The following is a 22871-nucleotide window of genomic DNA, read 5'->3' on the forward strand; positions in this document are numbered from 1 at the left end:
CGGCCGGCCCCTTCGCGGGCAAGCCCGCTCCCACAGGGTTTGGGTCGGACACAGCATCGGTGTGCGACTTCATTCCCTGTGGGAGCCAGCCTGCTGGCGATGGCGGCCCGACAGACACCGCAGAAACATCCATAAGAACTGCCTGAGGAGATCCCCATGAACGCAGCCGTCGACGTCCTGCAATCGACCCTTCAGCACATCAACCGCGACCGTCTGTGGCAGTCGCTCATGGAACTGGCCAAGCTCGGCGCCACGGTCAAGGGCGGTGTCTGTCGCCTGGCCCTGACCGACCTCGACCGCCAGGCCCGCGACCTGTTCGTGCAATGGTGCCGGGACGCCGGCTGCAGCGTCAGCATCGACGAGGTCGGCAACATCTTCGCCCGGCGCCCGGGCCGCAACCCGGACCTGCCGCCGGTGATGACCGGCAGCCACATCGACACCCAGCCCACCGGCGGCAAGTTCGACGGCTGCTTCGGCGTGCTGGCCGGCGTCGAGGTGCTGCGCACCCTAAACGACCTCGGCGTGGAGACCGAAGCGCCGCTGGAAGTGGTGGTGTGGACCAACGAAGAAGGCTCGCGCTTCGCCCCGTGCATGATGGGCTCCGGGGTGTTCGCGGAAAAATTCACCCTGGCCGAAACCCTGGCCAAGGTCGACGCCGACGGCATCACGGTCGGCGAGGCGCTCAACGCCATCGGCTATGCCGGGCCGCGCAAGGTCAGCGGCCACAAGGTCGGCGCCTATTTCGAGGCGCACATCGAGCAGGGGCCGATCCTTGAGGACGAACGCAAGACCATCGGCGTGGTGCTCGGCGCACTGGGGCAGAAGTGGTTCGACCTCAAGCTGCGCGGCGTCGAGGCCCACGCCGGGCCGACCCCGATGCACCTGCGCAAGGACGCCCTGGTCGGCGCCTCGGTGATCGTCGGCGCGGTCAACCGTGCCGCCCTCGGCCACCAGCCCCACGCCTGCGGCACGGTCGGCTGCCTGCAGGCCTATCCCGGTTCGCGCAACGTGATCCCCGGCGAGGTGCGCATGACCCTGGACTTCCGGCACCTGGAACCGGCGCGTCTGGACTCGATGATCGCCGAAGTGAAGCAGGTCATCGACACCACGTGCGAGGAACACGGCCTGACCTATGAGTTGACCCCGACCGCCGACTTCCCGCCGCTGTACTTCGAAAAGGGCTGCGTCGACGCCGTACGCAGCGCGGCCAAGGGCCTGGGCCTGTCGCACATGGACATCGTCAGCGGCGCCGGCCACGACGCGATCTTCCTCGCCGAACTGGGCCCGGCCGGCATGATCTTCGTGCCGTGCGAGGGCGGCATCAGCCACAACGAAATCGAGAACGCCGCACCGGACGACCTGGCGGCGGGCTGCGCCGTGCTGCTGCGGGCGATGCTGGCGGCTTCGGCGGCGGTGGCCGGGAGGCAGCAGGCGGCCTGAGTCCGACGCCGCAGGCAGCGGGGCCGGGCATCGCGCAGAGATCAGCGGCTGGCTGACGGGGCAGGGCGAGGATTGGTTACTGAACGTCATCGGCATCCGCGACGGCGAGAGCCGCTTTCTTGCGGATCCGCCGATCAGCCAGGACAAGCTCAGCCGCCTGGTTGCGCTTGACTGATACGCCGGGGAAGCCGTTCTGCAACCGTCGATCCTGCGCAAGGAGCTGCTGCGGCTGGGGCTCTCAGCGAAATGTCGAGTCTCGTGTCACAAGCCGCGAGGCTGAATCGTCATCCCGTTGAATCCCTCAAACACGGAGCAACGCGATGTCGTCCAACACTCAAGCGGTCAACCTGCAACACGCCATGCCCCAGGTCTTCGACAGCCTGGCCCAGGTGCATGTCAGCCTCGGCGCGCACGACCTTGCGCCCTCGCTGGTGCACCTGGTTCACTTGCGCGCCTCGCAGATCAACCAATGCGGTTTCTGCGTGAAGATGCACAGCCGCGAAGCGCGGGAGGCCCAGGAAAGCAACGAACGCCTGGACCGCCTGATCGTCTGGCGCCACGTCAGCGATTTCAACGCCGCCGAGCGTGCGGCGCTGGCGTGGACCGAGGCATTGACCGTCCTCGACCCGCACACTGACTACGCCCCTTTGCGCAGCGCCCTGCGCGAGCATTTCAACGACGGGCAGATCGCTGCCTTGACGGGGGAGATCGGCATGATCAACCTGTGGAACCGTTTGCAGGTGTCGAGGCACTGACCGATGAATCTCGCTGAGGACAGCGTTGCCACCTTTCAGGCGCGGCGGCCGTTTCTGCTCGGCCTGGCCTACCGCATCCTCGGCTCCCGCGCGGAGGCCGAGGATGCGGTCCAGGAACTGTTCATCAAATGGATGGAGGCCGACCGGGCCTCCATCGCCACCCCGGCGGCCTGGCTGACCACCGCCTGCACCCGCCATTGCATCGATGCGCTGCGTTCGGCGCAGCGCTCGCGGGTCGATTACGTCGGCACCTGGCTGCCCGAGCCGATCCACACCACCCACCATGAGTCGCCCGAGCACATGCATGAGTTGGCCTCGTCGCTGTCCACGGCGTTCCTGCTGATGCTCGAACGGTTGAGCCCGAAGGAGCGTGCGGCCTACCTGCTCCATGACATCTTCGATTTCGACTATCCGCAGGTCGCCGCGACCCTGGGCATCCAGGAACCGGCCTGCCGCAAACTGGTGTCCCGCGCCAAGGTGCGGATCGGCGACGGGCAGGGCCGCTACCGGCCGGAGCCCGAACGCCAGTCGCAACTGCTCGATGCCTTTGAGGCCGCCATCGCCGGCGGTTCGACCGTGTCGCTCAGCGCCCTGCTGAGCGAAGACGTCGAACTGTGCGCCGACAGCGGCGGCAAAGCGTCGGCGATCCGCCAGACCCTGTTCGGCAGATCGGATGTGCTGGACTTCGTCGGGCAGTCGCTGCATGCCTACTGGCAGGCGCAGGAATGGCTGCCGGTGGAGATCAACGGAGCGAAGGGCGTGCTGATCAAGGCGCAGGGCGAAGTCACGGCGGCCATGACGTTCGGCTTCGACGGGGGCGGGCGGGTGAACCGGATCTACATCATGCGCAACCCCGACAAACTGGCGGGGCTCGGGGAAGGTTTCAGCGTCATTTGACCTGTGGGAGCGAGCAGCTCGCGATGGCGGTCTGTCAGTCACTTGTTGTGGTGGCTCAGGTTCGCCATCGCGGGCAGGTTCGCGCCTGCCGTCATTCGACCTTATCGGTCTGGCCCGCCGACTGCTTGCGCCGGTCCTTGCCGTTGGGGTTGCCGGTGTCCAGCAACCGTCGTTCGATCATCACGGTCTGCAGCGCCAGGCGCTCGGCCGGCGCCATCTGGTGCTCGCGTTTCTTGAGCTCCAGCAGGATCGGGGTGGACCAGGTGCGGTAGACCTGTTCGGCGGTGTTGTCGCTCGTCATCTGTCTCTCCTTGATCAGGTGCTTGCGGGTCGCTGAGTCGTTAACGTTAGTCGAGAATTCCTTGCGGGGCTAACGACCGGACGGGCGGAGCGGGGCGCACCTCGCCCGCACGTTCCGGGACGGGCGTGGTCACAACCCTCACACCCCCTAACCTGTGGAGGGCCGATGAGCCGAGATGTCCTGATCAGCGAAACCAACCGCCGCCAGCTGCAGCAGATCATTGCGGGCCTGTCCGACGGCGTGATCCTGATGGAGCCCGACCGGCGCATCCGCTGGGCCAACGAAGCGGCGCTGGCGATGCATGGCGTCGACCGCGTCGAGGCGTTGGGCAAGGATGCCGAAGACTATGCCGGGCGGTTCAGCCTGCGCTACCGCAACAACCATCCTTTGACCCTTGAGCAATACCCGCTCAATCGGGTGGCGGCGGGCGAGTCGTTCAGCGATGTGCTGGTGGAGGCCAGAGCCGCCGGTGATGATGAGCGCACTTGGGTGCACAGTGTGCGCAGCCTGGTGCTGACCGACCGTGACGGCGAACCCGAGTCGCTGGTGCTGATCATGAGCGACGTCACCGATTGGGCCAACGCCGAGCAGCGCTTCGAGAAGACCTTCCATGCCAACCCGGCGCCGGCGGTGATCTGCCGGCTCAGTGACCTGCGCTACATCAAGGTCAATCCGGGCTTCCTGGAAATGACCGGCTACAGCCGCGACCAAGTGATCGGCGCCTCCACCTACGAACTCGACATCCTGGAACAGGCCGAACGCAAGGATCTGGCGATTCAGCGCCTGCGCGAGGTGGCGACCATCCCGCAGATGCAGGCCGAGCTTCGGCTACCCGACGGCGGCAGCAAGCAAGTGATCGTGGCCGGCCAGCCGCTGCAGCTCAACGATGAGGACTGCATGCTCTTTTCCTTCGTCGACATGGAGCTGCGGCACAAGGCCGAGCTGGCGCTGCGCGAGAGCGAGGAGCGGTTCGCCAAGGCTTTCCGCCTGACGCCGGTGCCGATCCTGGTGTGCAGCGCCGACGAGCAGCGGGTGATCGATGTCAATCAGGCGTTCCTCGATGCCTTGGCCTATGGCGACGACGAGGTGATCGGCAAGACCGTTGCGCAACTGGATTTCATCGCCGACCCGGCGAGCCGGGCACGGCTGATGACGGCCCTGGAGAAGGCGGGCCGGGTCGACCGCGTCGAAGTGCAGGTGCGCAAGAAGGACGCTGAGCTGCTGGAGTGCGCGGTGTCCGCCGACACCGTCAACATCCACGACCGGCCCTGCTACCTGCTGGTGCTGATGGACATCACCGAGCGCAAGCGCACCGAGCTGGAACTGGTGGCGGCGATCGAGGAGGTGATGAAGGACGCCTCGTGGTTCAGCCGCACGCTGATCGAGAAACTGGCCAATGTGAAGAAGATCAACGCACCGCAGTTGCCGGGCGTTGCGTTCACCGACCTCACGGCCCGGGAGCGCGATGTGCTGGGGCTGATCTGCGAGGGCCTGGCCGACAAGGAGATCGCCGCGCGGCTGAAGCTGGCGCCGAACACGGTGCGCAACCATGTGGCGACGGTGTATTCCAAGCTCGATGTGCACAGCCGCAGCGAGGCCATCGTCTGGGCCCGGGAGCGGGGGCTGTTTTCCGCCGGGTGGGGCAACCGGGGCCAGCGGTAAGGTGCAAATGCACTAGTGGAGGCGGTGCAAATTCGGGTTCTTGCCCGCCGGGTCGATTCTTAAGCTGGCGGGGCGCCTGTCGTGTGCGCCCCTGAGAACCGCTGAAGGATCCGCCCCATGAACCATTCTCCCTTCATCACCGCAAGCTCCCCCACAAGGCGCTTGCTATGATCACGCTGGCCCAGCTGCGGGCCCGGCTTGAGCACAGCTTCTCGCCCTTGGCCTGCGCCTGCACGGTGGACGGCGAGCACTCGCTGACGGTGAAGCTCTATCACCCGGTCTCGGGGCAGGTGGATCTGGTGATCAGCGGTCTGAGCGTCGATGCCTTGCGCACGCCCGAGGCGGTGGCGGCGCTGGTCGAGGAGCTGCGTTACGAGTTGCAGTGCAATTCCCTCGACGCGTCGGATCCGGGGCTGGCCTGACGCGGAATCGACAGCCCGCCCGGCTGCGCGGCGCCGTTTCACTGGCGCTTGCGGGTGGCTGAGCTATAAAGAATGAGTGGTGGGTTTCCCGTGGCCGGGTGGATCAACGCGCAGCGGCGGGAATTGAGTCATCCATTCATCGCGGGCCAACCTATGAACAGACTTGGGAAACGCGTGCTTGAACCCTTGCCGTGGATTTTCGCCATGGCCCTTCTCGGCGGCTGCGCCAGCCCTCCGCCACCTCCACCGGCCCTACCGCCGCCAGAGCCGGTGCGCACCTGCCAGACCCTGGAAAACACCGACGTGTCCGGCGACATGTACGCCGACGGCCAAGTGACCCGACACACCACCACGACCCGCTGCGTCACCCAGTGACATTGCGGTGTGCAGGGCTCCTGCGAACACCTGAGATCCCCTGTGGGAGCCAGCCTGCTGGCGATGGCGGTGGGTCAGCCACCAGAGAGGTCGGCAGTGCCGGCCAAATCGCTGGCAAGTCGAATCGTCGCACCGCAGCTCCCACAGTTTTTGGTGGTGAGCATGATTCTTGGGAACACCCGGGATACCTGTGGGAGCTGGCTTGCCAGCGATAGCGGTGGATCAGGCACTAGAGATGTCGGCAGTGCCGGCCTCATCGCCAGCAGGCTGGCTCCTACAGTTTTTTGGGCTGGGATCAGGACAGGAAACCGCCGTCCACATTCAGCGAAACGCCGGTGGTGTAGCTCGACGCGTCGCTGGCCAGGTACAGCACGGCGCCGGCCATTTCGCTCGGGTCGGCCACGCGCTTGAGCGGGATCTGCGCCAGGGCGGTCTTGAGGATGGCGTCGTTCTTGACCAGCGCCGAGGCGAACTTGGTGTCGGTCAGGCCCGGCAGCAGCGCGTTGCAGCGGATGCCGAACTGCGCGCATTCCTTGGCGAACACCTTGGTCATGTTGATCACGGCGGCCTTGGTCACCGAGTAGATGCCCTGGAAGATGCCCGGCGAAACGCCGTTGATCGAGGCGACGTTGATGATGCTGCCGCCGCCGTTCTCGCGCATCAGCTTGCCGGCCTCCACGGACATGAAGAAGTAGCCGCGGATGTTCACGTCCACGGTCTTCTGGAAGGCGCCGAGGTCGGTGTCCAGCACGTTGCAGAACTGCGGGTTGGTCGCGGCGTTGTTGACCAGGATGTCCAGGCGTCCGAACTGTTCCTTGATCCCGGCGAACACCTGGCTGATCTGCTCCATCTCGCCGATGTGGCAGGCGATGGCGGTGGCCTTGCCGCCGGCGGCGATGATCGCGTCGGCGACGTGCTGGCAGCCTTCGAGCTTGCGGCTCGAGACGATCACGTGGGCGCCTTGCTGGGCCAGCAGTTTGGCGATGGCTTCACCGATGCCGCGGCTGGCGCCGGAGACGAAAGCGATCTTGCCGTCGAGGTCGAACAACTGAGTCTTGGACATGGGGTTTCCTTGGGCAATGGGGCTCGGGCGTTGAGCTCAGAGGCTGGATTTCGAAATGACCTGCAGGCTCATCTGCTCCAGCAGCTTGTTCATGTGGATGAACTGCGCGAAGCGTTTGTCCTGGGTCTGGCCGTGGTAGAAGCGGTAGTAGATCTGCTGCACGATGCCGGCCAGGCGGAACAGGCCGTAGGTGTAGTAGAAGTCGAAGTTGTCGATGGCGATCCCGGCGCGCTCGGCGTAGTAGTCGACGAACTCGCGGCGGGTCAGCATGCCCGGCGCGTGGCTCGGCTGGCGGCGCATCAGTTGCACCGGCGCCGGGTCGTCGGCCTGGATCCAGTAGGCGAGGGTGTTGCCCAGGTCCATCAGCGGGTCGCCCAGGGTGGTCAGCTCCCAGTCCAGCACGCCGATGATCTGCATCGGGTTGTCCGGGTCGAGGATCACGTTGTCGAAGCGGTAGTCGTTGTGGACGATGCTGGAGGTCGGGTGGTCGGCCGGCATCTTGTCGTTGAGCCAGGCCTTGACCGCTTCCCAGTGCGGCGCGTCCGGGGTCAGGGCCTTTTCGTAGCGCTCGCTCCAGCCTTTGATCTGGCGGGCGACGTAGCCTTCGGGCTTGCCCAGGTCGGCCAGGCCGCAGGCCTTGTAGTCGACCCGGTGCAGCTCGACGAACTTGTCGATGAAGCTCTTGCACAGGGCTTCGGTCTTCTGCGCATCCAGGCCCAGTTCCGGCGGCAGGTCGGAGCGCAGGATGATGCCCTTGACCCGTTCCATCACGTAGAACTCGGCGCCCATCACCGATTCGTCGGTGCAGTGCACATAGGCCTTGGGGCAGTACGGGAAACCGTCGCGCAGCTGGTTGAGGATGCGGAATTCGCGGCCCATGTCGTGGGCGGACTTGGCCTTGTGGCCGAACGGCGGACGGCGCAGGACGAACTCCTGCTCCGGGTACTCCAGAAGGTAAGTCAGGTTCGATGCGCCACCGGGGAACTGACTGATCCGCGGAGTGCCGGTCAGGCCCGGAATGTGCGCCTTGAGGTACGGGTCGATCAGGCCGGCGTCGAGTTCTTCGCCGGAGCGGATACGGGTGGACTGGTCAGTAAGCGCCATGCTTATCCCTTCTGCTTATTTTGGAGGCCAGACATCATTGGCTAATCTAATGGCGTGCCGGACGGGTCACAAGGGCGCGCCGGTCTTATAGGTTAGCGTGTTGGCGGATAATCACCCTCGGGAATGTGCGCCCGGCGGCGCGGCAGGCTAAGGTTTAGCGGGTCTGCGGCTTTGGGCAAGGAGCTTTGAGATGGGCTGTCCGCAAGTCTGTGCCGGCGCCACGCTGCAATGCAGTTTCGGCGCCGCGCCGTCAGCGCTCAACGTGCTGCCGGTCAACCGCACGCTGACCGGCGGGATGCCGGCGGCGAACATCATGGATCACATTCCGCTGGTCAACATCCTGCCGTTCGGCATGTGCATGAGCATGGCCAATCCGATGGTGGCCGCCGCCACGGCGGCGGCGCTGGGGGTGCTGACGCCGATGCCGTGCATTCCCGCCACCGCCACGCCGTGGATCCCCGGCGGCGCGCCGACCTTGCTGCTGGGCGGCATGCCGGCCATCGACGCCAACAGCACGCTGATGTGCAACTGGGCGGGGGTGATCAAGATCGCGATGCCGGGGCAGGTGCAGATGCTCATCCCCTGAGGCCTTGCGCCGCAGGGGCCGGCCCCATCGCCAGCAGGCTGGCTCCCACAGCGGAGCGCCATTGACCAGCAGTCCCTTGAGGGAGCCAGCCACCATTCCCTTGTGGGAGCCAGCCTGCTGGCGATGAGGCCTGTCCTGCCGACCGTTGCCCTCAGGCCTGCTGCGGATCCGTCCAGCGCCTGAACCACCAGCGCACCCGCGAGATCGGCTTGCCGTCGGCGTCCAGCGGCCGGCCGTCGTCGGCGAACGCCTGTTCCGGTTCCACCAGTTGCCCGTTCAGGTAGCGAGCCTGAACCGCCGGTTTGCCGTTGGGATGGAACCGCTGATAGCGCCCCTCCCGCACACCGTCGCGGTAGAACTCGGCCTCGGCCAACTGCCCGTCGGGAAAGAAGTTCGATGCCTCGCCGTGCAGCAGGCCGCGCCGGTAAGTGGCCTTGCGCTGCAGCCAGCCTTCGGGGGCGTAGAAACTGGCGACCCCTTGCAGCTTGTCGCGCACGAACGGCAACTGCGCCGAGACCTTGCCGTTGGGGTGATAGAGCAGGGACGTGCCTTGCAGCTCGCCCTGGCTGTAGTTGAGGTTCGCCTGGGCCCGGCCGTCGTCCTTGATCTGCAACGCACCGTCGAGCTGCCCGTCCTGCAGGCGGCCCTTGAGGTGCTTGTCGTCCTGCTGCACATCCAGCGGTGTGATCGCCATGCCTTTCCCCCGTCAGTTGACCTGCACCAGCCCGCCCTTGATGGTCAGCATGCCGCCGCCGTCCACGGTCTGCGACGCGGCGCCCTTGTTGGTCAGGCTGATGCCGGCGTCGTTGGTCAGCGTAGTCCCGGCCTTGTTGTCCAGCGAGGTGCCGGCCTGGTTGGCCAGTGACGTGCCGGCCTTCTGGCTGATCGACGTACTCGCCTGGACCGCCAGGTCGGCGCCGCTCTTGATCGTGAAACTGCCGCCGCTCTGCAGGGTGAGGGTGCCGCTGACCTTGATGGTCAGGTTGCCGTCCACTGTCAGGCTGTAGTCGCCGGTGACCTTGTCGGTGTAGTTGCCGCCGGTGCTGTGGTTCTGGTCGGCGCCGACCTTCACGGTGCGGCTGTCCTTCACGTCGAGCGAGTCGCTGCCGGTCTGGATGGTCACGCTGCGCTTGCCCTTTTCCAGGGTCACGGTTTCGTCGCCGTCCTTGACCGTGCGGGTGCGGGCGTTCTGCACCGTGAGGGTCTCGTCGTGGCCGACGGTGGCGGTGGTGTCGTTGAGCACGTTGACCTTCAGATCCTTCTGCGCTTGCAGGAACACTTCCTCGGCGTCTTTCTTGTCCTCGAAGCGCAATTCGTTGAAACCGCCGCCGCCCTTGGACGACTGGGTCTTGATGCCCGACTGGGTCTGGTTGGCGGGCAGGGCGTAAGGCAGGGCGTTGTCGCCGTTGTACACGCAGCCGGTCACCAGCGGCCGGTCCGGATCGCCGTCGATGAAGGTCACGATCACCTCCTGGCCGATGCGCGGCACGAACTGCATGCCGAACCCCTTGCCGCTCCAGGGCAGCACCACGCGCACCCAGCAGGAGCTGGTCTCGTCGTTCTTGCCGTCGCGGTCCCAGGGGAACTGCACCTTGATCCGCCCGTACTCGTCGGTCCAGATCTCCTCGCCGGACTTGCCCACCACCACGGCGGTCTGCGGGTGCATGCGCGGTTTGGCCGTGAGCCGCTGCGGACGGAACGGTGTGGCCTTGGGGATTGCTTCGAAGCGGTTGCGGTAGTCGAGGTGGCTGGCGTCGTGGACGACCCGCGTCACCACCCAATCGACGTTCAGGCTTTCGTCGTCGTGGCCGTCGAGGGTGAACCAGTGTCCCGGCACCAGCCAGCGGCAGTCGCTCTCGCCGACGAAGCGCTTCTCCTCGCTGCGCAGGCCGTCGACCCGCAATTTGGTCAGCGCATCGCCCCGGGCCTTGGCGTTGTAGCCGCCGGGGTGCTCGTACACCGAACGCGGCCCGGCCACGGCCTCGGCCTGGCCGTAGAGCGAGGTGGTGGGTGTGGTGAATTCATAATCGGTCGCCCGGTACACCCCGGCCACGGCCTGCACGCACACTTGGCCGGTGCGGATACCGTGCAGCTCACGCTCGCCCAACTGCTGGCCCAGGTACTTGACCTTCGGCCCGTTGGGGATCTGCACGAAGGCATCGTTGCTGTCGCCCAGCACCAGGGTGTGCTTGCCGTCGTCGTGGGTGAAGAACCAGAAGATCCCTTCCTCCTCCAGCAGGCGCGACACGAAGGCGAAGTCGGTTTCGCCGTACTGCACGCAATACTCGCGGGGCGTGTAGCTGCCGGTCAGCGAGAGCTTGAAGTCGCTGAACCCGTGGGCATTGAAGATCGTGGTGACGATGTCCGAGGTGCTGAGGTTCTGGAACACCCGGTTGTTGCTGGCCAGGTTCAGCCACCACAGCCACGGGCGCAGCAGCAGTTGGTAGCGCTCGGCGGTGGCGTCGGCCGGCAACTGGCGGATCTCGGCGACCAGCCCGTCGAACGGCCGGCTCTGCGCATCGTTGTGCAGGGTGGTGGTGACATGGGTGGCGACGGCGCTGCTCAGGGTGAGGGCGGCGCCGTCGTTGAGGCCGTTGAGGGTCTGCGAGCCCAGCGCGTTGAGCGCTTCGTCGCCGGACAGCGACTCAGGGAACAGCGCCGACAGCGAAGAGGCGGTGAGGGAGAGGCTGGTGTTGCTGTCGGTGGCGCGGGGCATGGGGGGCCTGCTGGGGGAAGTCCGGTTCGTGGGTGGCGGTGTCGAGAGGCATGCGGCCCCGACTTACTGGTAATCGATGCCGGTGACGTAAAGCGTGATTGCCGCACCGCTGCCGCCGGGCCCGGAAAACGACGGAAACTCGAGAATGGCCGGCCAGGTGACGCCCGTCTGTTTCTTGTACCGAAAGCTCGCCACCAGGTTGGTGCTGGATGCAACCCGCAGGGTCTTTGCGTTGGCCCAGGCCCAGTAGGTCGCGCCAACCGGCGCTTCCATCACCACCGGTGACGATTTGAACGAACCGAAACGCAGGGTGACGGGCTGCTCCGCCGCGCCGAGCCGATGCCTCAGCGAGGCGCTGAGATGAGGGTCTTCGGCGATGTGAACCAGAAACATGGCCTCTTCGTCGTGTCTCTTGCCGAAATAGAACACGGGGAAATGGTCGCTGCGAATCACCTCGCCATGGCTGATGCGCCTGATGGCCTTGAAGCCGCCGCTGCCGTTCGGCGTGCCTTCGGCATACCCGTCGCATTCGCAGCTCCAGCGATAGGTATCGGTGACGTACGCGTAGTCGAGCACCCGGGCGGCCGCCACGTATTCATCCTCGGTGATGGCCTCGTCCCACTTGAACCGCTTGTGCCAGTGTTCAAGGGTTTGCAAGGGCACATCGATGCCTTGGTCGAAGTCGTACACATACTCGACATTGAGGCGCCAGTCCCGCTGCGCCTGCTGGCGCGTCTTGTTGATGATCTGGATATGGGTGCCCGCGGTGGGGGGGCAGTTGGGTTGCAGGGGCTTGTGGCCCCGGGGATGGATGACCTTGTGGTTCTCGTGGGGCATGGCGTTGAGGTCGCCCCCGAAGAAAATCAGTTCACGGAAACTTTCGCGGTAGTTTTCGACGATGAAGTTGATGGTTTCCGCCGTCAACTCGACGGCCTTGTAGGACGAATTGGCGTGGTAGAACGCCAAGGCGTCGTGGTTGTACCGGTGCCGTATGATGATCGGCGCACGCCGCTCAGAGGCGCCCAGCACGTAGCCGGGCAGCATCTGAAAAGCCCCCGCCAATTCATTCCTGACGAACACCATCGAACCCAACGTGGTGTCGATGCGGATCCCGCCTTCGTTGTCCAGGGCATGCACCAACTGATACCCCTGGGCATTGAGAAGCTTCTCCACGCTCACGTTCGGCGTGCCCGTGGTGCCTGTCTCGAAGAGCGCAAGCAGGTCCGGCCTTCTGATGAGCAGCACTTTGATCAGGTAGGCGGCTTTTGCCTGGTAGGCCTCCGATTCCTTTTTGCTCTGGTTGTTGAGGTGCTGCGTGTTCCACATGAGAATTTTGTAGGGCATGACAGAGACCTGTAGTGAGGCGTGTACAGAGAAACAGTCGGTCGTCCGCCGCTCAGAGCATGCGGACCTTCCAGTCATCGATTTGCGTCGCGCCGCCCATGCAGGCACAGAAAGCCTCAAGGATCGTGACCGCATGATGCTCATGCAGAACCGAGCCGGCGGACATCAGGCTGGTGGTGGAGTGGCCGAACAGGGGCGGAGGAAGGTCGGCCCTGTCGCACAACTGCAGGAACCTTTTCTGATTGTCCCTGACCACATCGCTCATGCGCTGTCCGGGGTTCGGCAGTTGCAGCTCGTTCCAGCTCTCGAAGGCGTGATCGCTGCGAAACACATTCATGCCCAGGTGCCGGAGATTGTTTTCCGCCGAGTGGCTGATGCACACGTATTCGTCCGGCAGCCCCAGCATGTGGCCAAACTCATGGCAGATGGTTATCTGTGCCGGGCAGGCCTTCGCGGGGGACGGCGCATCGGTGTCCAGCATGATTTGCCGAACATGTTGGGCGGGGGTCGTGCAGGTCGGATCGGCGGAGGCAATGCTTATTTTTATGTAGCGCTCCGCTGAGCCCATCGGGCCGAACAGGTGACGGATGTTGCGTCGGGCTATTTCCGTTTCCTGGGGGGCAAGCTCGCTGAACAGGTATTCCAGCAGGCTCCCGGTTCTGTTGATGGGGGCTTTGATCTCAACGAGGATCTTGAACCTCTTGTAGTCGGTGCCGGCGATGACCCTTCTGAATTCGGTGGCGAACTCGCGCAGCAGCTTTTTGCCGGCGCGCTCGTCCTGGTCAGCGCCGATGCCGGTGTGGTCGCTCGGGTGATGGGCCGATGAGGAGGAGGCGACCGGGAGGGCGGGCGAGGCTGTGCTGTAGTTCGGAAAGGGAATCTTGTAGCCGGCCACCAGGTTGCCGATGATCTGCTCGCGCTTGAAGCCTGAACCGCTGGGGCCGGACACATCGCTGGTGAACATGGCCCGATGATAGGACGTGCCGGGTGTGCTGCCGGTCTCCAGCACCGTCGCCTGGTTGGAGATGTGTTCGTTCGCATCGATGATCTCGACTTCGTAGTGCGAGCTTTGCAGGTCGGACGCCTCGAGAGCGAATTCGATCTTGATCGGCGGGCCGCTGAAGCGCTTGTGCACGATTTCGAACCGGTTGTTCCAGGTCAGCGGTATGGCTTTCTTGGCCGCTGCGGTGAACTCGCTGAGCACGCCTTTCTTGTGGGCGCTTGGCGCGGCGTCAGTGGTCGACTGAACCTTTCTGAGCAGCTTGCCGGTCAAGGACAGGTGGGTGTTCTGCTCCTCCTCGCTCAAGACCTTGTAGTAGCGGTCATCGTAGGTGGGATGAATCTTCACCGTGATGGAGATGAGGTGCCTTGCCGCGCTGTAGTGAATATCAAAGTTTCCCAGGTTCGTTGAGGGGCGGTGAAAGTCTTTGTGCGCATCTCGGGTCACCACGCTGTTCAGATCGCCAGGGTCCTGGTCCACCAGGCTTTGATAGATGCTGTCGGAGTGGCAAACCGGGCAGGTCAGCGTCTGGTGATTGAACTCCGTTTCACAGCTTGCGCATTTGTAACGCATCCGGCTTTCTCCTTGTCCTGGTCAGCAGATCCACTGCAAAACGTGATTCGGCGCTCATTCCAGCGCCCATTCCGCCAACTTCCCCGTCACCTGCGTCATCAACACATTCTCGACATCCCGCGCACCCGCCGCGCTGCATTTGGCGAGCACCGCCTTGACGATTCCGGCATCAAATTCGAACGGTTTGCCGGTCGCGGCCTTGTAGCGTCCGCGCAGTTTCTCAAGCTTGGCCAGCACGATCCCTTCCAGCGTCGCTTCGTCCAGCGGCCGGTAGGCGACCACCGTCATGCGCGCCAGGAACGCTGGGCGGAAGGCTTGCAGCAGCACCTTGTGCAGCGCTTCGTTGAAGGCTTCGGAGCCGATCTGCGCGGCGGGCGTGTCGAGCAGCAGCTCTGCGCCGACGTTGCTGGTGGCGAGCATCACGGTGTTCTTGAAGTCCACCACCAGCCCGGTGCCGTCTTCCATCAGGCCCTTGTCGAACACGTTGTAGAACGCCTCCAGCACGTCCGGATGGGCCTTCTCGATCTCATCCAGCAGCACCACCGAATACGGCTTGCGCCGCACGGCCTCGGTGAGCACGCCGCCGCTGCCGTAGCCGACGTAGCCGGGCGGGGCGCCCTTGAGCTGGCTGACGGTGTGGGCTTCCTGGTATTCGGAGAGGTTGATGCTGATCAGGTTGCGCTCGCCGCCGTACAGGGCGTCGGCCAGCGCGTAGGCGGTTTCGGTCTTGCCGACGCCGGTGGGGCCCACCAGCAGGAACACGCCCACCGGTTTCTGCGGATCGGTCAGGCCGGCGCGGTAGGCCTGCAGACGCTGGGCGATGGTGCCGAGCGCGGTGCCCTGGCCCATCACCCGCTGGCCCATGCGCTGGCCGAGGGTGCGCACGGCGTGGGCCTCGTCGGCGAGCATCTTGCCGACGGGGATGCCGGTCCAGCCGGCGATGACGGCGGCGACGGTCTTGCCGTCGACCTGTTCGGGCACCAGCGGATCGTCCTGGCGGATCGCGTCGAGCCCGGCCTCCAGGCGCAGCAGTTCGGCGGCCAGGTGATCGATGCGGCTGTCGGTGGCTTCGTCGGGCCTGTCGCTGTCGGCGCGTTCGCTCAGGTCGAGCAGTTCGCGGCGGGTGTCGAGCAGTTCGCGCACGGCCACGCGCTCTTCGCTCCAGCGGGTCTCCAGTTCGCGGATCGCCTGGACGTTGGCGGTCGATTCGCTCTCAAGCCCGGTGATGCGTTCGCGGTGGTCCAGGCCCGTGGCTTGTTCGCGGCGCAGGCGTTCGAGCTCTTCCTTGAGGCTTTGCTGACGGTGACGCAGGCTTTCCAGCGGCGGCGGCACGTCGTGCTGGCCGAGGGCGACCCGGGCGCACGCGGTGTCGAGCACGCTGATGGCCTTGTCGGGCAACTGGCGGCCGGAAATGTAGCGGTGCGACAGTTTCACCGCCTCATGGATCGCCGCGTCGAGCACCTGCACGCCGTGGTGCTGCTCCAGTTTGGCGGCCACGCCCCGGAGCATCTCCACGGCGGTGGTTTCGTCCGGCTCCTCCACTTGCACCAATTGGAAGCGGCGGGCGAGGGCCGGATCCTTCTCGAAGTATTTCTTGTATTCCATCCAGGTGGTGGCGGCGAGGGTGCGCAGTTCGCCCCGGGCCAGCGCCGGCTTCAGCAGGTTGGCGGCGTCGCTGCCGCCTTCGGAGCCACCGGCGCCGATCAGGGTGTGAGCTTCGTCGATGAACAGGATGATCGGCTTGTCGGCGCTGCGCACCGCGTCGATCACGCCTTTGAGCCGTTGTTCGAACTCGCCCTTGACCCCGGCCCCGGCCTGCAGCAGGCCGAGGTCGAGCACCCGCAGGCTGACCTCCTGCAAGGACGGCGGCACATCGCCGGCGGCGATGCGCAGGGCCAGGCCTTCGACCACGGCGGTCTTGCCCACGCCCGGCGCGCCCACCAGGATCGGGTTGTTCTGCCGGCGCCGCAGGAGGATGTCGATGCACTGGCGGATCTCGCCGTCGCGGCCGACGATCGGGTCGATGCGTCCGGCGTGGGCGTCGGCGGTCAGGTCCTGGGTGTACAGGTCCAGCACCGAATCCTGCCGGGGAACCGGGCCTGCGTTCGGGACGGTGCGCGGGCCGACGTGCTCGCGGGAATTCTCTGTCCACTCCAGCAGGTTCGCCCGCAGCGCTTCCTTGGGGATGCGCAGCAAGGACGAGGCGCTGTTGAGCAGCAGGCTGCGGCGTTCGTCGCGGTCGATCAGCGCCAGCAGCAGGAGGCCTGAGCGGATGCTGTCGAGCCCCAGCACGCTGGCCTGCACCACGGCGTCCTCCAGCAGGCCGAGGGTGTGGTTCGACAGGGCTGGCGTGCGGGTGCTGCCGGACTTGAACAGGTCCAGCGCCTTGTTGATTTCCGCCGTCAGGGCATCGCGCTCCAGGCCGAAGCGCGGCAGCAGGAACGCCAGGTCGCCGCCCTCGATGTCGAGCAGCTCCAGCAGCAGGTGTTCGATCTCGACGAAGTGGTGGCCCCGTTGCAGGCAGCGCTGGGCGGCCCGTTCGAGGGCGCGGCGGTTGTCGGGGTTGAGGCGCCCGATCAGGCTGGCCAGTTCCATCTCAGGTGATCTCCAACTGGCGAAGACGGGTTTCGATCCGCTGCACCGCCAGGCTGGCCTGACGTTGCAGGCCGCCGTTCCAGCTCAGCAGGGCTGGGGCCTGGCGCCCGAGCTTCAGCGGGCCGGCGCCGCGAATCAGCAGCACCAGGGTGACGTCCAGGTCCGGGCCGAAGTACAGCGCCGCGAGGCTGGCCAGCGCCGGGTGCGCTTCGCCGTCCGGCAGGAAGCGCGCGGCCGCAGCCTGAGGCAACGGGCCGAGGGTCAGGCGGATGCCGGCGTGCTCGTCCCACACGCGGGTGCCGGCCACGGCGCTGCGGCCGAGCTGCAGGTTGCGTCCGCCGGCCTTCATGACGCTGCGGCTGGCGGGCGGGATCTCGCGCCAGGCGCCTTCATAGGCGTTGAGCTCCACGGGCACTTCGAACTGCTCCCGCACAATGGCGGCGAACCCGGCCAGGGAGCGGCGGCCGTCGGCGTACAGGGCCGTGCAGGCCAGCACCGCGCAGTCGGGTACGGCCTGACGCTCCTGCAAGGACTTGGGCAGCAGCCCGGTCAACGCCCGCAACTGCGCCTGCACCGGCGAGGCACCGGGCGTGGTGAAACCGAGGGCGATCCGGTGTTTGCGCATCACCTTGTACAGCAGGCTCAGCAAGCGGTGCTGGAACAGGTCGAGGAACTCGGCGGGCGCGTGGTCCTTGGCCCGGGCCCGTTGCTGCAGCCACTCCTGATAGGCATAGGGCAGGGGGCCGTCGGGGCCGCCGAGGCCGAACACCGGCGTCTCCAACGTCAGCGGCTGGCCCGGCTCTTCGCGCAGGCGCTCGATCTGGCTGGTGGGGAAGATCGGGGTCAGCGGCCCGCGCAGCTTCACGGCTTCGGCCTGGGGCGCGGTGCCGCTGCCCAGGGACTCGGCCTGGGGCTGCTCACGCTCCAGCAGCAACAGCGCCTGCAGCCATTCGAACGCCTGCGGATCGCGGCGCAGGCGCTGGCCCAGGCTCAGAGCGACAGGGGCATGCCGGCTTGGGGTTGCCATGCCTTGACCTCCCTGTCGGCCTGCATCAGCACCGTGCGCACGAAACGGTTGGCGGTCGCGTAGAGCGAGAAGAACTGCGCCAGCACGGCGGAAAACAGCACGGCGCTGCTGCCGACGAAATGGTGCGGGTCGAGCTGCAGTTGCACCTCAAGGCCATTGCGCCAGCCGCGCCAGGCATCGGCGCCGACATGGCCGATCACCCGCTCGCAGGCCAGGTGCGCCAGGCCTTCGATCTGGCGCAGCGCGCTGGCCTCGTCGCGCAGGTTGTGCAGATGGAGAATTTCCTTGAGCGCATCGAGCGCCTGCGGGCCTTCGACCAGCGACAGGTGATTGAGGGTCAGCTGCGACACCAGGCGCCAGCGCGACGCGCCGTCCAGGCGTGGGAGGCTCTGCGGGCTCGGCGGGTTGCGCAGGCGCGCCCAGGCCACCGGCCCCGGCCGCTCGAAACCCAGCGGCGTGCCGGCCGGCAGGCTCTGGGCCAGGTGACGGTTGGTGCACAGCAGCTCCGCCGTGAGGCTGTAGTCGGGCAGGTCGGTCGACGGTTCGAAACGGGTGTCGACCACGCTCACCAGCAGGTCGCTGCCGAGCCGGTTGGGCGTCATGCCGCTGACCCGCCGCGCATGCCAGTAACGCTGCTGGTCGCCGCCGCTGTGCTGGCTGCCGTAGTAGGCCGGCACCCGCTGCACGCCGGCGGCGGAGCTGGCGCGCATGGCGCGGATGCTGTGGATCTCCACGCTGTTTTCCCGGTGGCTGTCGGCGATCAGGCGGTATTCGCTGCGGGTGCCGTCCGGGCGCAGCGGCTCGGACGTGCGCGGGAACAGGTTGATCACCGGCGCGCAGCCCAGGGCGATGTCGCTGGCCTGCAACGACAGACGACTGGCCGGGGCCCGGTCGAACACGATGTACAGGTACAGGGTCTGGCTGTCGCTGGCGGCGCCGGCCAGCGGCAGGTCGAAGAAGTGGAATTTGTCCGGGAACGCGAAGTATTCGGCGAGCAGGCGCATGCCCGGATGCACGCCGTCCTCGTCCGGCAGCAGGGCCTCGTCATCGGCGAAACCGACCACCTGCGGCAACCCCTTGAGCGCCTCGGGCACGCTGCCCGGCGGGCCGGCCAGCACCTGCACGGCATGGGCGCCGAGCAGGTCGCACAGGCAGGCGTTGATCACCGGCGAGGCGGTCAGGTGAATGCGCAGCGTCTCGATGCCCAGCTCGCGCCACTGGCTTTCGCCAAGGCATTGCAGGCTCAGGCGCAGGGCAGAGCGGGCGCTGGCGACGCCGGTCAGGGCCTGCGCTTCGTCGCTGCCCAGCAGCAACGCTTCGCTGACCTTCAGCGGCCATAGGCGCACTGCCGCGCTGGTGCGAAAGTGGATGCTGTCGCCCTTGTCGGTGGTGACGAACAGCGGCGTGTCCCGGGGCAGCGGGTAGCCGCCGTCGAGCTTGCCTTTGCTCGGGTCGGGTTCGAACTGCACGATGGCGCAGGACGGCATCGGCCGCATGGCCAGCGGGTACAGCTGCTCCAGCAGGGCATCGCTGAACTCGGCGTAGTCGTCGTCCAGCCGCCGTTGCAGGCGGGCGGCGAGCAGGGCGAAACCTTCCAGCAGCCGTTCCACATGCGGGTCGGGGCATTCGCCCGGCGACAGTTCGAGGCGCCGCGCGACCTTGGGATAACGCTCGGCGAACTGACTGCCGGCATGGCGCAGCCAGGTCAGTTCCCGTTGGTAGTAGTCGAGCAGTTGCGGGTCAATCGAGTCGCTCATGGCGCACCTCCAGCCCTTCGTCGCCGGGCTCGATGACGAACGCCACCGGCCAGTGCCGCTGGCCGCTGCGCAGTTCGCCGAGCAGGCGGATGCTCAGCCGCTGGGGATGTTCGGGCAGCGGATTGACCTGAACCTCGCCCAGGCGCAGGCGCGGTTCGAACCGGTCGATGGCTTCGCGGATGTCCCGCGAAAGGCGCCGGCGGTCATCGCTGCGCTGCTGTTGCAGGGCGCTCCAGTCGGCGATGCCGTAGTCGATGACGCTGGGCGGGCGGGTCAGGGTCTTGGGGCCCCGGCGGGTGTTGAACAGGCGCGACAGCTCGGTGTGCACCGAGTCGAGCAGCGCTTGGCGGTCGAACACCGGCGCGCCGTCGTGCTCGCCGGAGGCGAGCCGTTCGAACAGCGGCGCCAGGATGCCGGTGTCTGCCATGGCCGGGGCGTCCGCTTAACTGACCAGCTTGTTCGCGGCCATGTCCCAGGTCGAAGCGGCGGTGCCTTCCTTGGTGCCGTCGTCCTTCTGCGCTGTGAGCTCCCACTTGATCTTGGTGAAGTTCAGGGACAGGGTCTCGACCGGCTTGCCGCCCGTGCCGCCGCTGACGCTGACGTTGGAGATCACCACGTTGGTCAGGGTGTAGATGATGAAGGGCAGCAACTGGCCGCTGCCTTCGGCGGCGTTGCGGCCGATGGTGATCTTGGCTTCCGGGATCGGCTTGCCGGCGCAGCAGTATTCGTTGAGGGACGGGGTGGAGGTGTCGACGAACTTGGTCAGGGTGAACTCGCCGACGTGGGGCTTGCCGCTGGTGCGTTCCGAGTTGCTGACGTCGTTGGTCACTTGCATGGCCACGTTGTGGCTGTAGGACATGACTTCGATCTTGTCCGCGTAGCCCTCGAGCAGGCTGTCGCCTTTGATGTCGCCGCCGAGGTCGAGAATGATTGCATCCATCGCTTGGAACTCCTGAAGGTTGTCGCGCTAGGCAAACGGGAGAGGCCCGCCGGCGGTGCCGGCGGGCGAGGGCCGGTCAGGCCGCCACCGGCGGCGGCAAGGTCGCGACCAGGCGGATCGACGCGGTCAGTTCCTCAAGCTGGAAGTGCGGCCGCAGGAACACCGTGGCCCGATAGGCGCCGGGCTTGCCGGCGACTTCGGTGACGTCCACCCGCGCTTCGCGCAACGGGTACTGCGCCTTGATCTCCTGGGGCGCGTTGTCGTTGATCAGCACGTAGTCGGCGATCCAGTTGTTGAGGTAGCTCTGCACGTTGTCGCGGGTCATGAAGCTGCCGACCTTGTCGCGCATGATCACCTTCAGGTAATGGGCGAACCGCGACGCGGCGAGCACGTACGGCAGCATCGCCGAGATCCGCGCGTTGGCGTTGGCCTCGTTGGTGTTGTAGACCTTGGACTTGTTGGTGGTCTGGCCGCCGAAGAACACCGCGATGTCGCTGTTCTTCTTGTGGCACAGGGCGATGAAGCCGAGGTCGTTCAGCTCTTTTTCGCGGCGGTCGGTGATGGCCACCTCGGTCGGGCACTTGAGCGACAGGTCGCCGGAGCTGGTGCGGAAGGTGTGCGCCGGCAGGCCTTCGACCGCGCCGCCGCCCTCGGCCCCGCGGATCGCCGCGCACCAGCCGTACTTGGCGAAGGCTTCGGTGATGCGCTGCGACAGCGCCCAGGCGGCGTTGCCCCAAAGGTACTTGCTGTGGTCGGTGCCGTTGACGTCCTCGACGTAGTTGATGCCTTCCACCGGCGAGGTGTCCGGCCCGTAGGGCAGACGCAGCAGGAAGTGCGGCAGCACCAGCGACACGTAGCGTGAGTCTTCGCTTTCGCGGAACGAGCGCCACTTGATCAGTTCCTGGCTCTCGAAGACTTTCGACAGGTCACGCGGCACCGCCAGTTCGGTGAAGCTGTTCATGTCGAACAGCCGTGGGCTGGCGGCGGCGATGAACGGGGCGTGGGCAGCGGCGGCGACGTTGGAGAGTTTCTCCAGCAGGCCGATGTCCTGCGGATGCCGGCCGAAGGTGTAGTCGCCCACCAGCAGGCTGAAGGGGTGGCCGCCGAAGGTGCCGTATTCCTCTTCGTAGATTTTCTTGAACAGGGCGCTCTGGTCGAACTCGACGGCTTTCTCCAGATCGTTCTGCAGCTCTTTCTGGGTGACGTTGAGCAGGCGCAGCTTCAGCCGGGTGCTGGTCTCGGTGTTCTGCACCAGCATGTGCAGGCCGCGCCAGGACGCTTCGAGCTTCTGCAGGTCCGGGTGGTGCAGCACTTCGTTGAGCTGGGCGCTGATCAGCTCGTCGATCTGGCTGATGCGGTCGTTGATCATGGCCACGGTGTCCTTGTCGATGGCCATGCCTTCGTCAAGCACCTGGGTGGCGAACTCCGCGAGCATGTCGCGGGCGTAGTCCTGCTGGCTGTCGTCGTGGGCCATGCGGCCCTCGGCGATGATCTTGTCCAGCAGGGACAAGGTCTGGGTCGTGCCTTCACTGGCTTCGTTCTGGGCGGCGGCGGGCATGGTGGATTCTCCCTGGATTCAAGTGGACGGTCAGGCTTGCGGTTCGGCCGGCGCTTCGGCGTCAGCGGCCGGGACAGCGGTGTCCGGGCGAGCCGACTTGATCTCCTGCAAGCCTTCGGTGTTGGCGATGACATCGCGCAGCAGCTTGTCCAGGTCGTCGTTGCCGTCGAGCTTGGTCAACAGGTCGCGCAGGCGCTGACGGGCTTCGAACAGGCGGCGCAGCGGGGTGACTTGCTCCACCACCTTGACCGGGTCGAAATCGTCGATGTGCTTGAAGTTCAGTTCGATGTTGAGCTTGCTCTCGTCGCCGGTCAGCGTGTTGTTGACCTGGATCGTGGCGCGGGGAGCGATGGAGGCGAGCACTTCGTTGAAGTTGTCGCGGTCGATTTCGGTGAAGCGCCGTTCGGTCAGTTTCGGCAACGGCTCCAGGGGCTTGCCGGACAAGTCGGCGAGGATCCCGACCACCAGCGGCAATTCCTTTTTCTCGATGGCGTTGCCGATTTCGACGTCGTAGGTGATTTGCACTCGGGGCGGGCGAACCCGGTCGAGCTTGTGCTGGGTGCTTTCTGCCATGTCGGCGGACTCCGATGCGATGGGCGGGCGCAATGCATCGGGGAGGCCCGTTCATCGCTTTCCCTTGCTGGACCACAGGTTAGAAAGGGAGGCAGATGACCTGTCGTTCCTTTGACAAACCTTCCACATTCGGCCGTAGGAACCGAACTACCCAAGACGCTAGAACAGGACTATAAAAATGCA

General features: G+C 65.9%; 21 protein-coding genes. 7 read left to right on the forward strand and 14 right to left on the reverse strand.

The features are described from left to right. Positions 1 to 156: 156 nt before the first annotated feature. The 3 genes from CAG31_RS17645 to sigJ all read left to right on the forward strand — a co-directional run bounded on the left by CAG31_RS17645 (position 157) and on the right by sigJ (position 3092). Positions 157 to 1440 (forward strand): Zn-dependent hydrolase, encoded by a 1284-nt coding sequence (locus CAG31_RS17645; protein WP_085583437.1) that lies wholly within the window; start codon positions 157 to 159, stop codon positions 1438 to 1440. A gap of 320 nt (positions 1441 to 1760) precedes the next feature. Further along, the gene (locus CAG31_RS17650) at positions 1761 to 2195 is read left to right on the forward strand and encodes a carboxymuconolactone decarboxylase family protein (protein ID WP_085583439.1); all 435 of its coding nucleotides are present in this window, start codon (positions 1761 to 1763) and stop codon (positions 2193 to 2195) included. Between the two features lie 3 nt (positions 2196 to 2198). Continuing rightward, on the forward strand, positions 2199 to 3092 hold the full coding sequence (gene sigJ, locus CAG31_RS17655; RefSeq protein WP_085583441.1) for an RNA polymerase sigma factor SigJ: 894 nt from the start codon (positions 2199 to 2201) through the stop codon (positions 3090 to 3092). Between the two features lie 91 nt (positions 3093 to 3183). Here the strand turns inward: sigJ and CAG31_RS17660 are convergent, their stop codons facing one another. Continuing rightward, complete coding sequence (locus CAG31_RS17660; RefSeq protein ID WP_085583443.1) at positions 3184 to 3393, reverse strand: hypothetical protein; 210 nt, start codon at positions 3391 to 3393, stop codon at positions 3184 to 3186. Between the two features lie 165 nt (positions 3394 to 3558). Here CAG31_RS17660 and CAG31_RS17665 point away from each other — a divergent pair, with 165 nt between their 5' ends. From CAG31_RS17665 to CAG31_RS28460, 3 genes are all read left to right on the forward strand, one after another. After that, positions 3559 to 5055: a helix-turn-helix transcriptional regulator gene (locus CAG31_RS17665; RefSeq protein WP_085583445.1), complete on the forward strand. Its 1497-nt coding sequence runs from the start codon at positions 3559 to 3561 to the stop codon at positions 5053 to 5055. Positions 5056 to 5222: 167 nt separating this feature from the next. Next, on the forward strand, positions 5223 to 5477 hold the full coding sequence (locus CAG31_RS17670; RefSeq protein WP_085583447.1) for a DUF1652 domain-containing protein: 255 nt from the start codon (positions 5223 to 5225) through the stop codon (positions 5475 to 5477). A gap of 204 nt (positions 5478 to 5681) precedes the next feature. Further along, a complete protein-coding gene (locus CAG31_RS28460) occupies positions 5682 to 5852 on the forward strand; it encodes a hypothetical protein (protein WP_170930025.1) in 171 nt (56 codons plus the stop codon). 295 nt (positions 5853 to 6147) lie between these two features. Here CAG31_RS28460 and CAG31_RS17675 read toward each other — a convergent pair whose 3' ends face one another. Continuing rightward, on the reverse strand, positions 6148 to 6915 hold the full coding sequence (locus tag CAG31_RS17675; RefSeq protein ID WP_085583449.1) for an SDR family oxidoreductase: 768 nt from the start codon (positions 6913 to 6915) through the stop codon (positions 6148 to 6150). Between the two features lie 36 nt (positions 6916 to 6951). Next, positions 6952 to 8019 (reverse strand): phosphotransferase family protein, encoded by a 1068-nt coding sequence (locus CAG31_RS17680; RefSeq protein ID WP_085583451.1) that lies wholly within the window; start codon positions 8017 to 8019, stop codon positions 6952 to 6954. Positions 8020 to 8209: 190 nt separating this feature from the next. Here CAG31_RS17680 and CAG31_RS17685 point away from each other — a divergent pair, with 190 nt between their 5' ends. After that, the gene (locus CAG31_RS17685) at positions 8210 to 8605 is read left to right on the forward strand and encodes a DUF4280 domain-containing protein (protein ID WP_085583453.1); all 396 of its coding nucleotides are present in this window, start codon (positions 8210 to 8212) and stop codon (positions 8603 to 8605) included. Between the two features lie 151 nt (positions 8606 to 8756). Here the strand turns inward: CAG31_RS17685 and CAG31_RS17690 are convergent, their stop codons facing one another. The 11 genes from CAG31_RS17690 to tssB all read right to left on the reverse strand — a co-directional run bounded on the left by CAG31_RS17690 (position 8757) and on the right by tssB (position 22688). Further along, positions 8757 to 9299: a toxin-antitoxin system YwqK family antitoxin gene (locus CAG31_RS17690; protein WP_085583455.1), complete on the reverse strand. Its 543-nt coding sequence runs from the start codon at positions 9297 to 9299 to the stop codon at positions 8757 to 8759. 12 nt (positions 9300 to 9311) lie between these two features. Beyond that, positions 9312 to 11321, reverse strand: coding sequence for a type VI secretion system tip protein VgrG (gene tssI, locus CAG31_RS17695; protein WP_085583457.1), 2010 nt, complete (start codon positions 11319 to 11321; stop codon positions 9312 to 9314). A gap of 63 nt (positions 11322 to 11384) precedes the next feature. Continuing rightward, positions 11385 to 12665: an endonuclease/exonuclease/phosphatase family protein gene (locus CAG31_RS17700; protein ID WP_085583459.1), complete on the reverse strand. Its 1281-nt coding sequence runs from the start codon at positions 12663 to 12665 to the stop codon at positions 11385 to 11387. A 52-nt stretch (positions 12666 to 12717) separates the two neighbouring features. Next, on the reverse strand, positions 12718 to 14238 hold the full coding sequence (locus tag CAG31_RS17705) for a hypothetical protein (RefSeq protein ID WP_085583461.1): 1521 nt from the start codon (positions 14236 to 14238) through the stop codon (positions 12718 to 12720). A 54-nt stretch (positions 14239 to 14292) separates the two neighbouring features. Beyond that, a complete protein-coding gene (tssH, locus tag CAG31_RS17710; protein ID WP_085583463.1) occupies positions 14293 to 16833 on the reverse strand; it encodes a type VI secretion system ATPase TssH in 2541 nt (846 codons plus the stop codon). Position 16834: 1 nt separating this feature from the next. Beyond that, positions 16835 to 17860, reverse strand: a complete 1026-nt coding sequence (gene tssG, locus CAG31_RS17715) for a type VI secretion system baseplate subunit TssG (protein WP_085583465.1) — start codon at positions 17858 to 17860, stop codon at positions 16835 to 16837. Next, positions 17824 to 19617 (reverse strand): type VI secretion system baseplate subunit TssF, encoded by a 1794-nt coding sequence (tssF, locus tag CAG31_RS17720; RefSeq protein WP_085583467.1) that lies wholly within the window; start codon positions 19615 to 19617, stop codon positions 17824 to 17826. Before tssF ends, tssG begins: the two co-directional genes overlap by 37 nt. Continuing rightward, positions 19601 to 20044: a type VI secretion system baseplate subunit TssE gene (tssE, locus tag CAG31_RS17725; protein WP_085583469.1), complete on the reverse strand. Its 444-nt coding sequence runs from the start codon at positions 20042 to 20044 to the stop codon at positions 19601 to 19603. The genes tssF and tssE overlap by 17 nt, the downstream gene beginning before the upstream one ends. A gap of 15 nt (positions 20045 to 20059) precedes the next feature. Further along, positions 20060 to 20557 (reverse strand): Hcp family type VI secretion system effector, encoded by a 498-nt coding sequence (locus CAG31_RS17730; RefSeq protein ID WP_007958866.1) that lies wholly within the window; start codon positions 20555 to 20557, stop codon positions 20060 to 20062. A gap of 76 nt (positions 20558 to 20633) precedes the next feature. After that, positions 20634 to 22115, reverse strand: coding sequence for a type VI secretion system contractile sheath large subunit (tssC, locus tag CAG31_RS17735; RefSeq protein ID WP_085583471.1), 1482 nt, complete (start codon positions 22113 to 22115; stop codon positions 20634 to 20636). A 30-nt stretch (positions 22116 to 22145) separates the two neighbouring features. Beyond that, a complete protein-coding gene (gene tssB / locus CAG31_RS17740; protein WP_085583473.1) occupies positions 22146 to 22688 on the reverse strand; it encodes a type VI secretion system contractile sheath small subunit in 543 nt (180 codons plus the stop codon). Between the last annotated feature and the right edge of the window lie 183 nt (positions 22689 to 22871).

It is taken from the genome of Pseudomonas sp. R25(2017) (assembly GCF_002112565.1).
Lineage (GTDB): Bacteria > Pseudomonadota > Gammaproteobacteria > Pseudomonadales > Pseudomonadaceae > Aquipseudomonas > Aquipseudomonas ekonensis.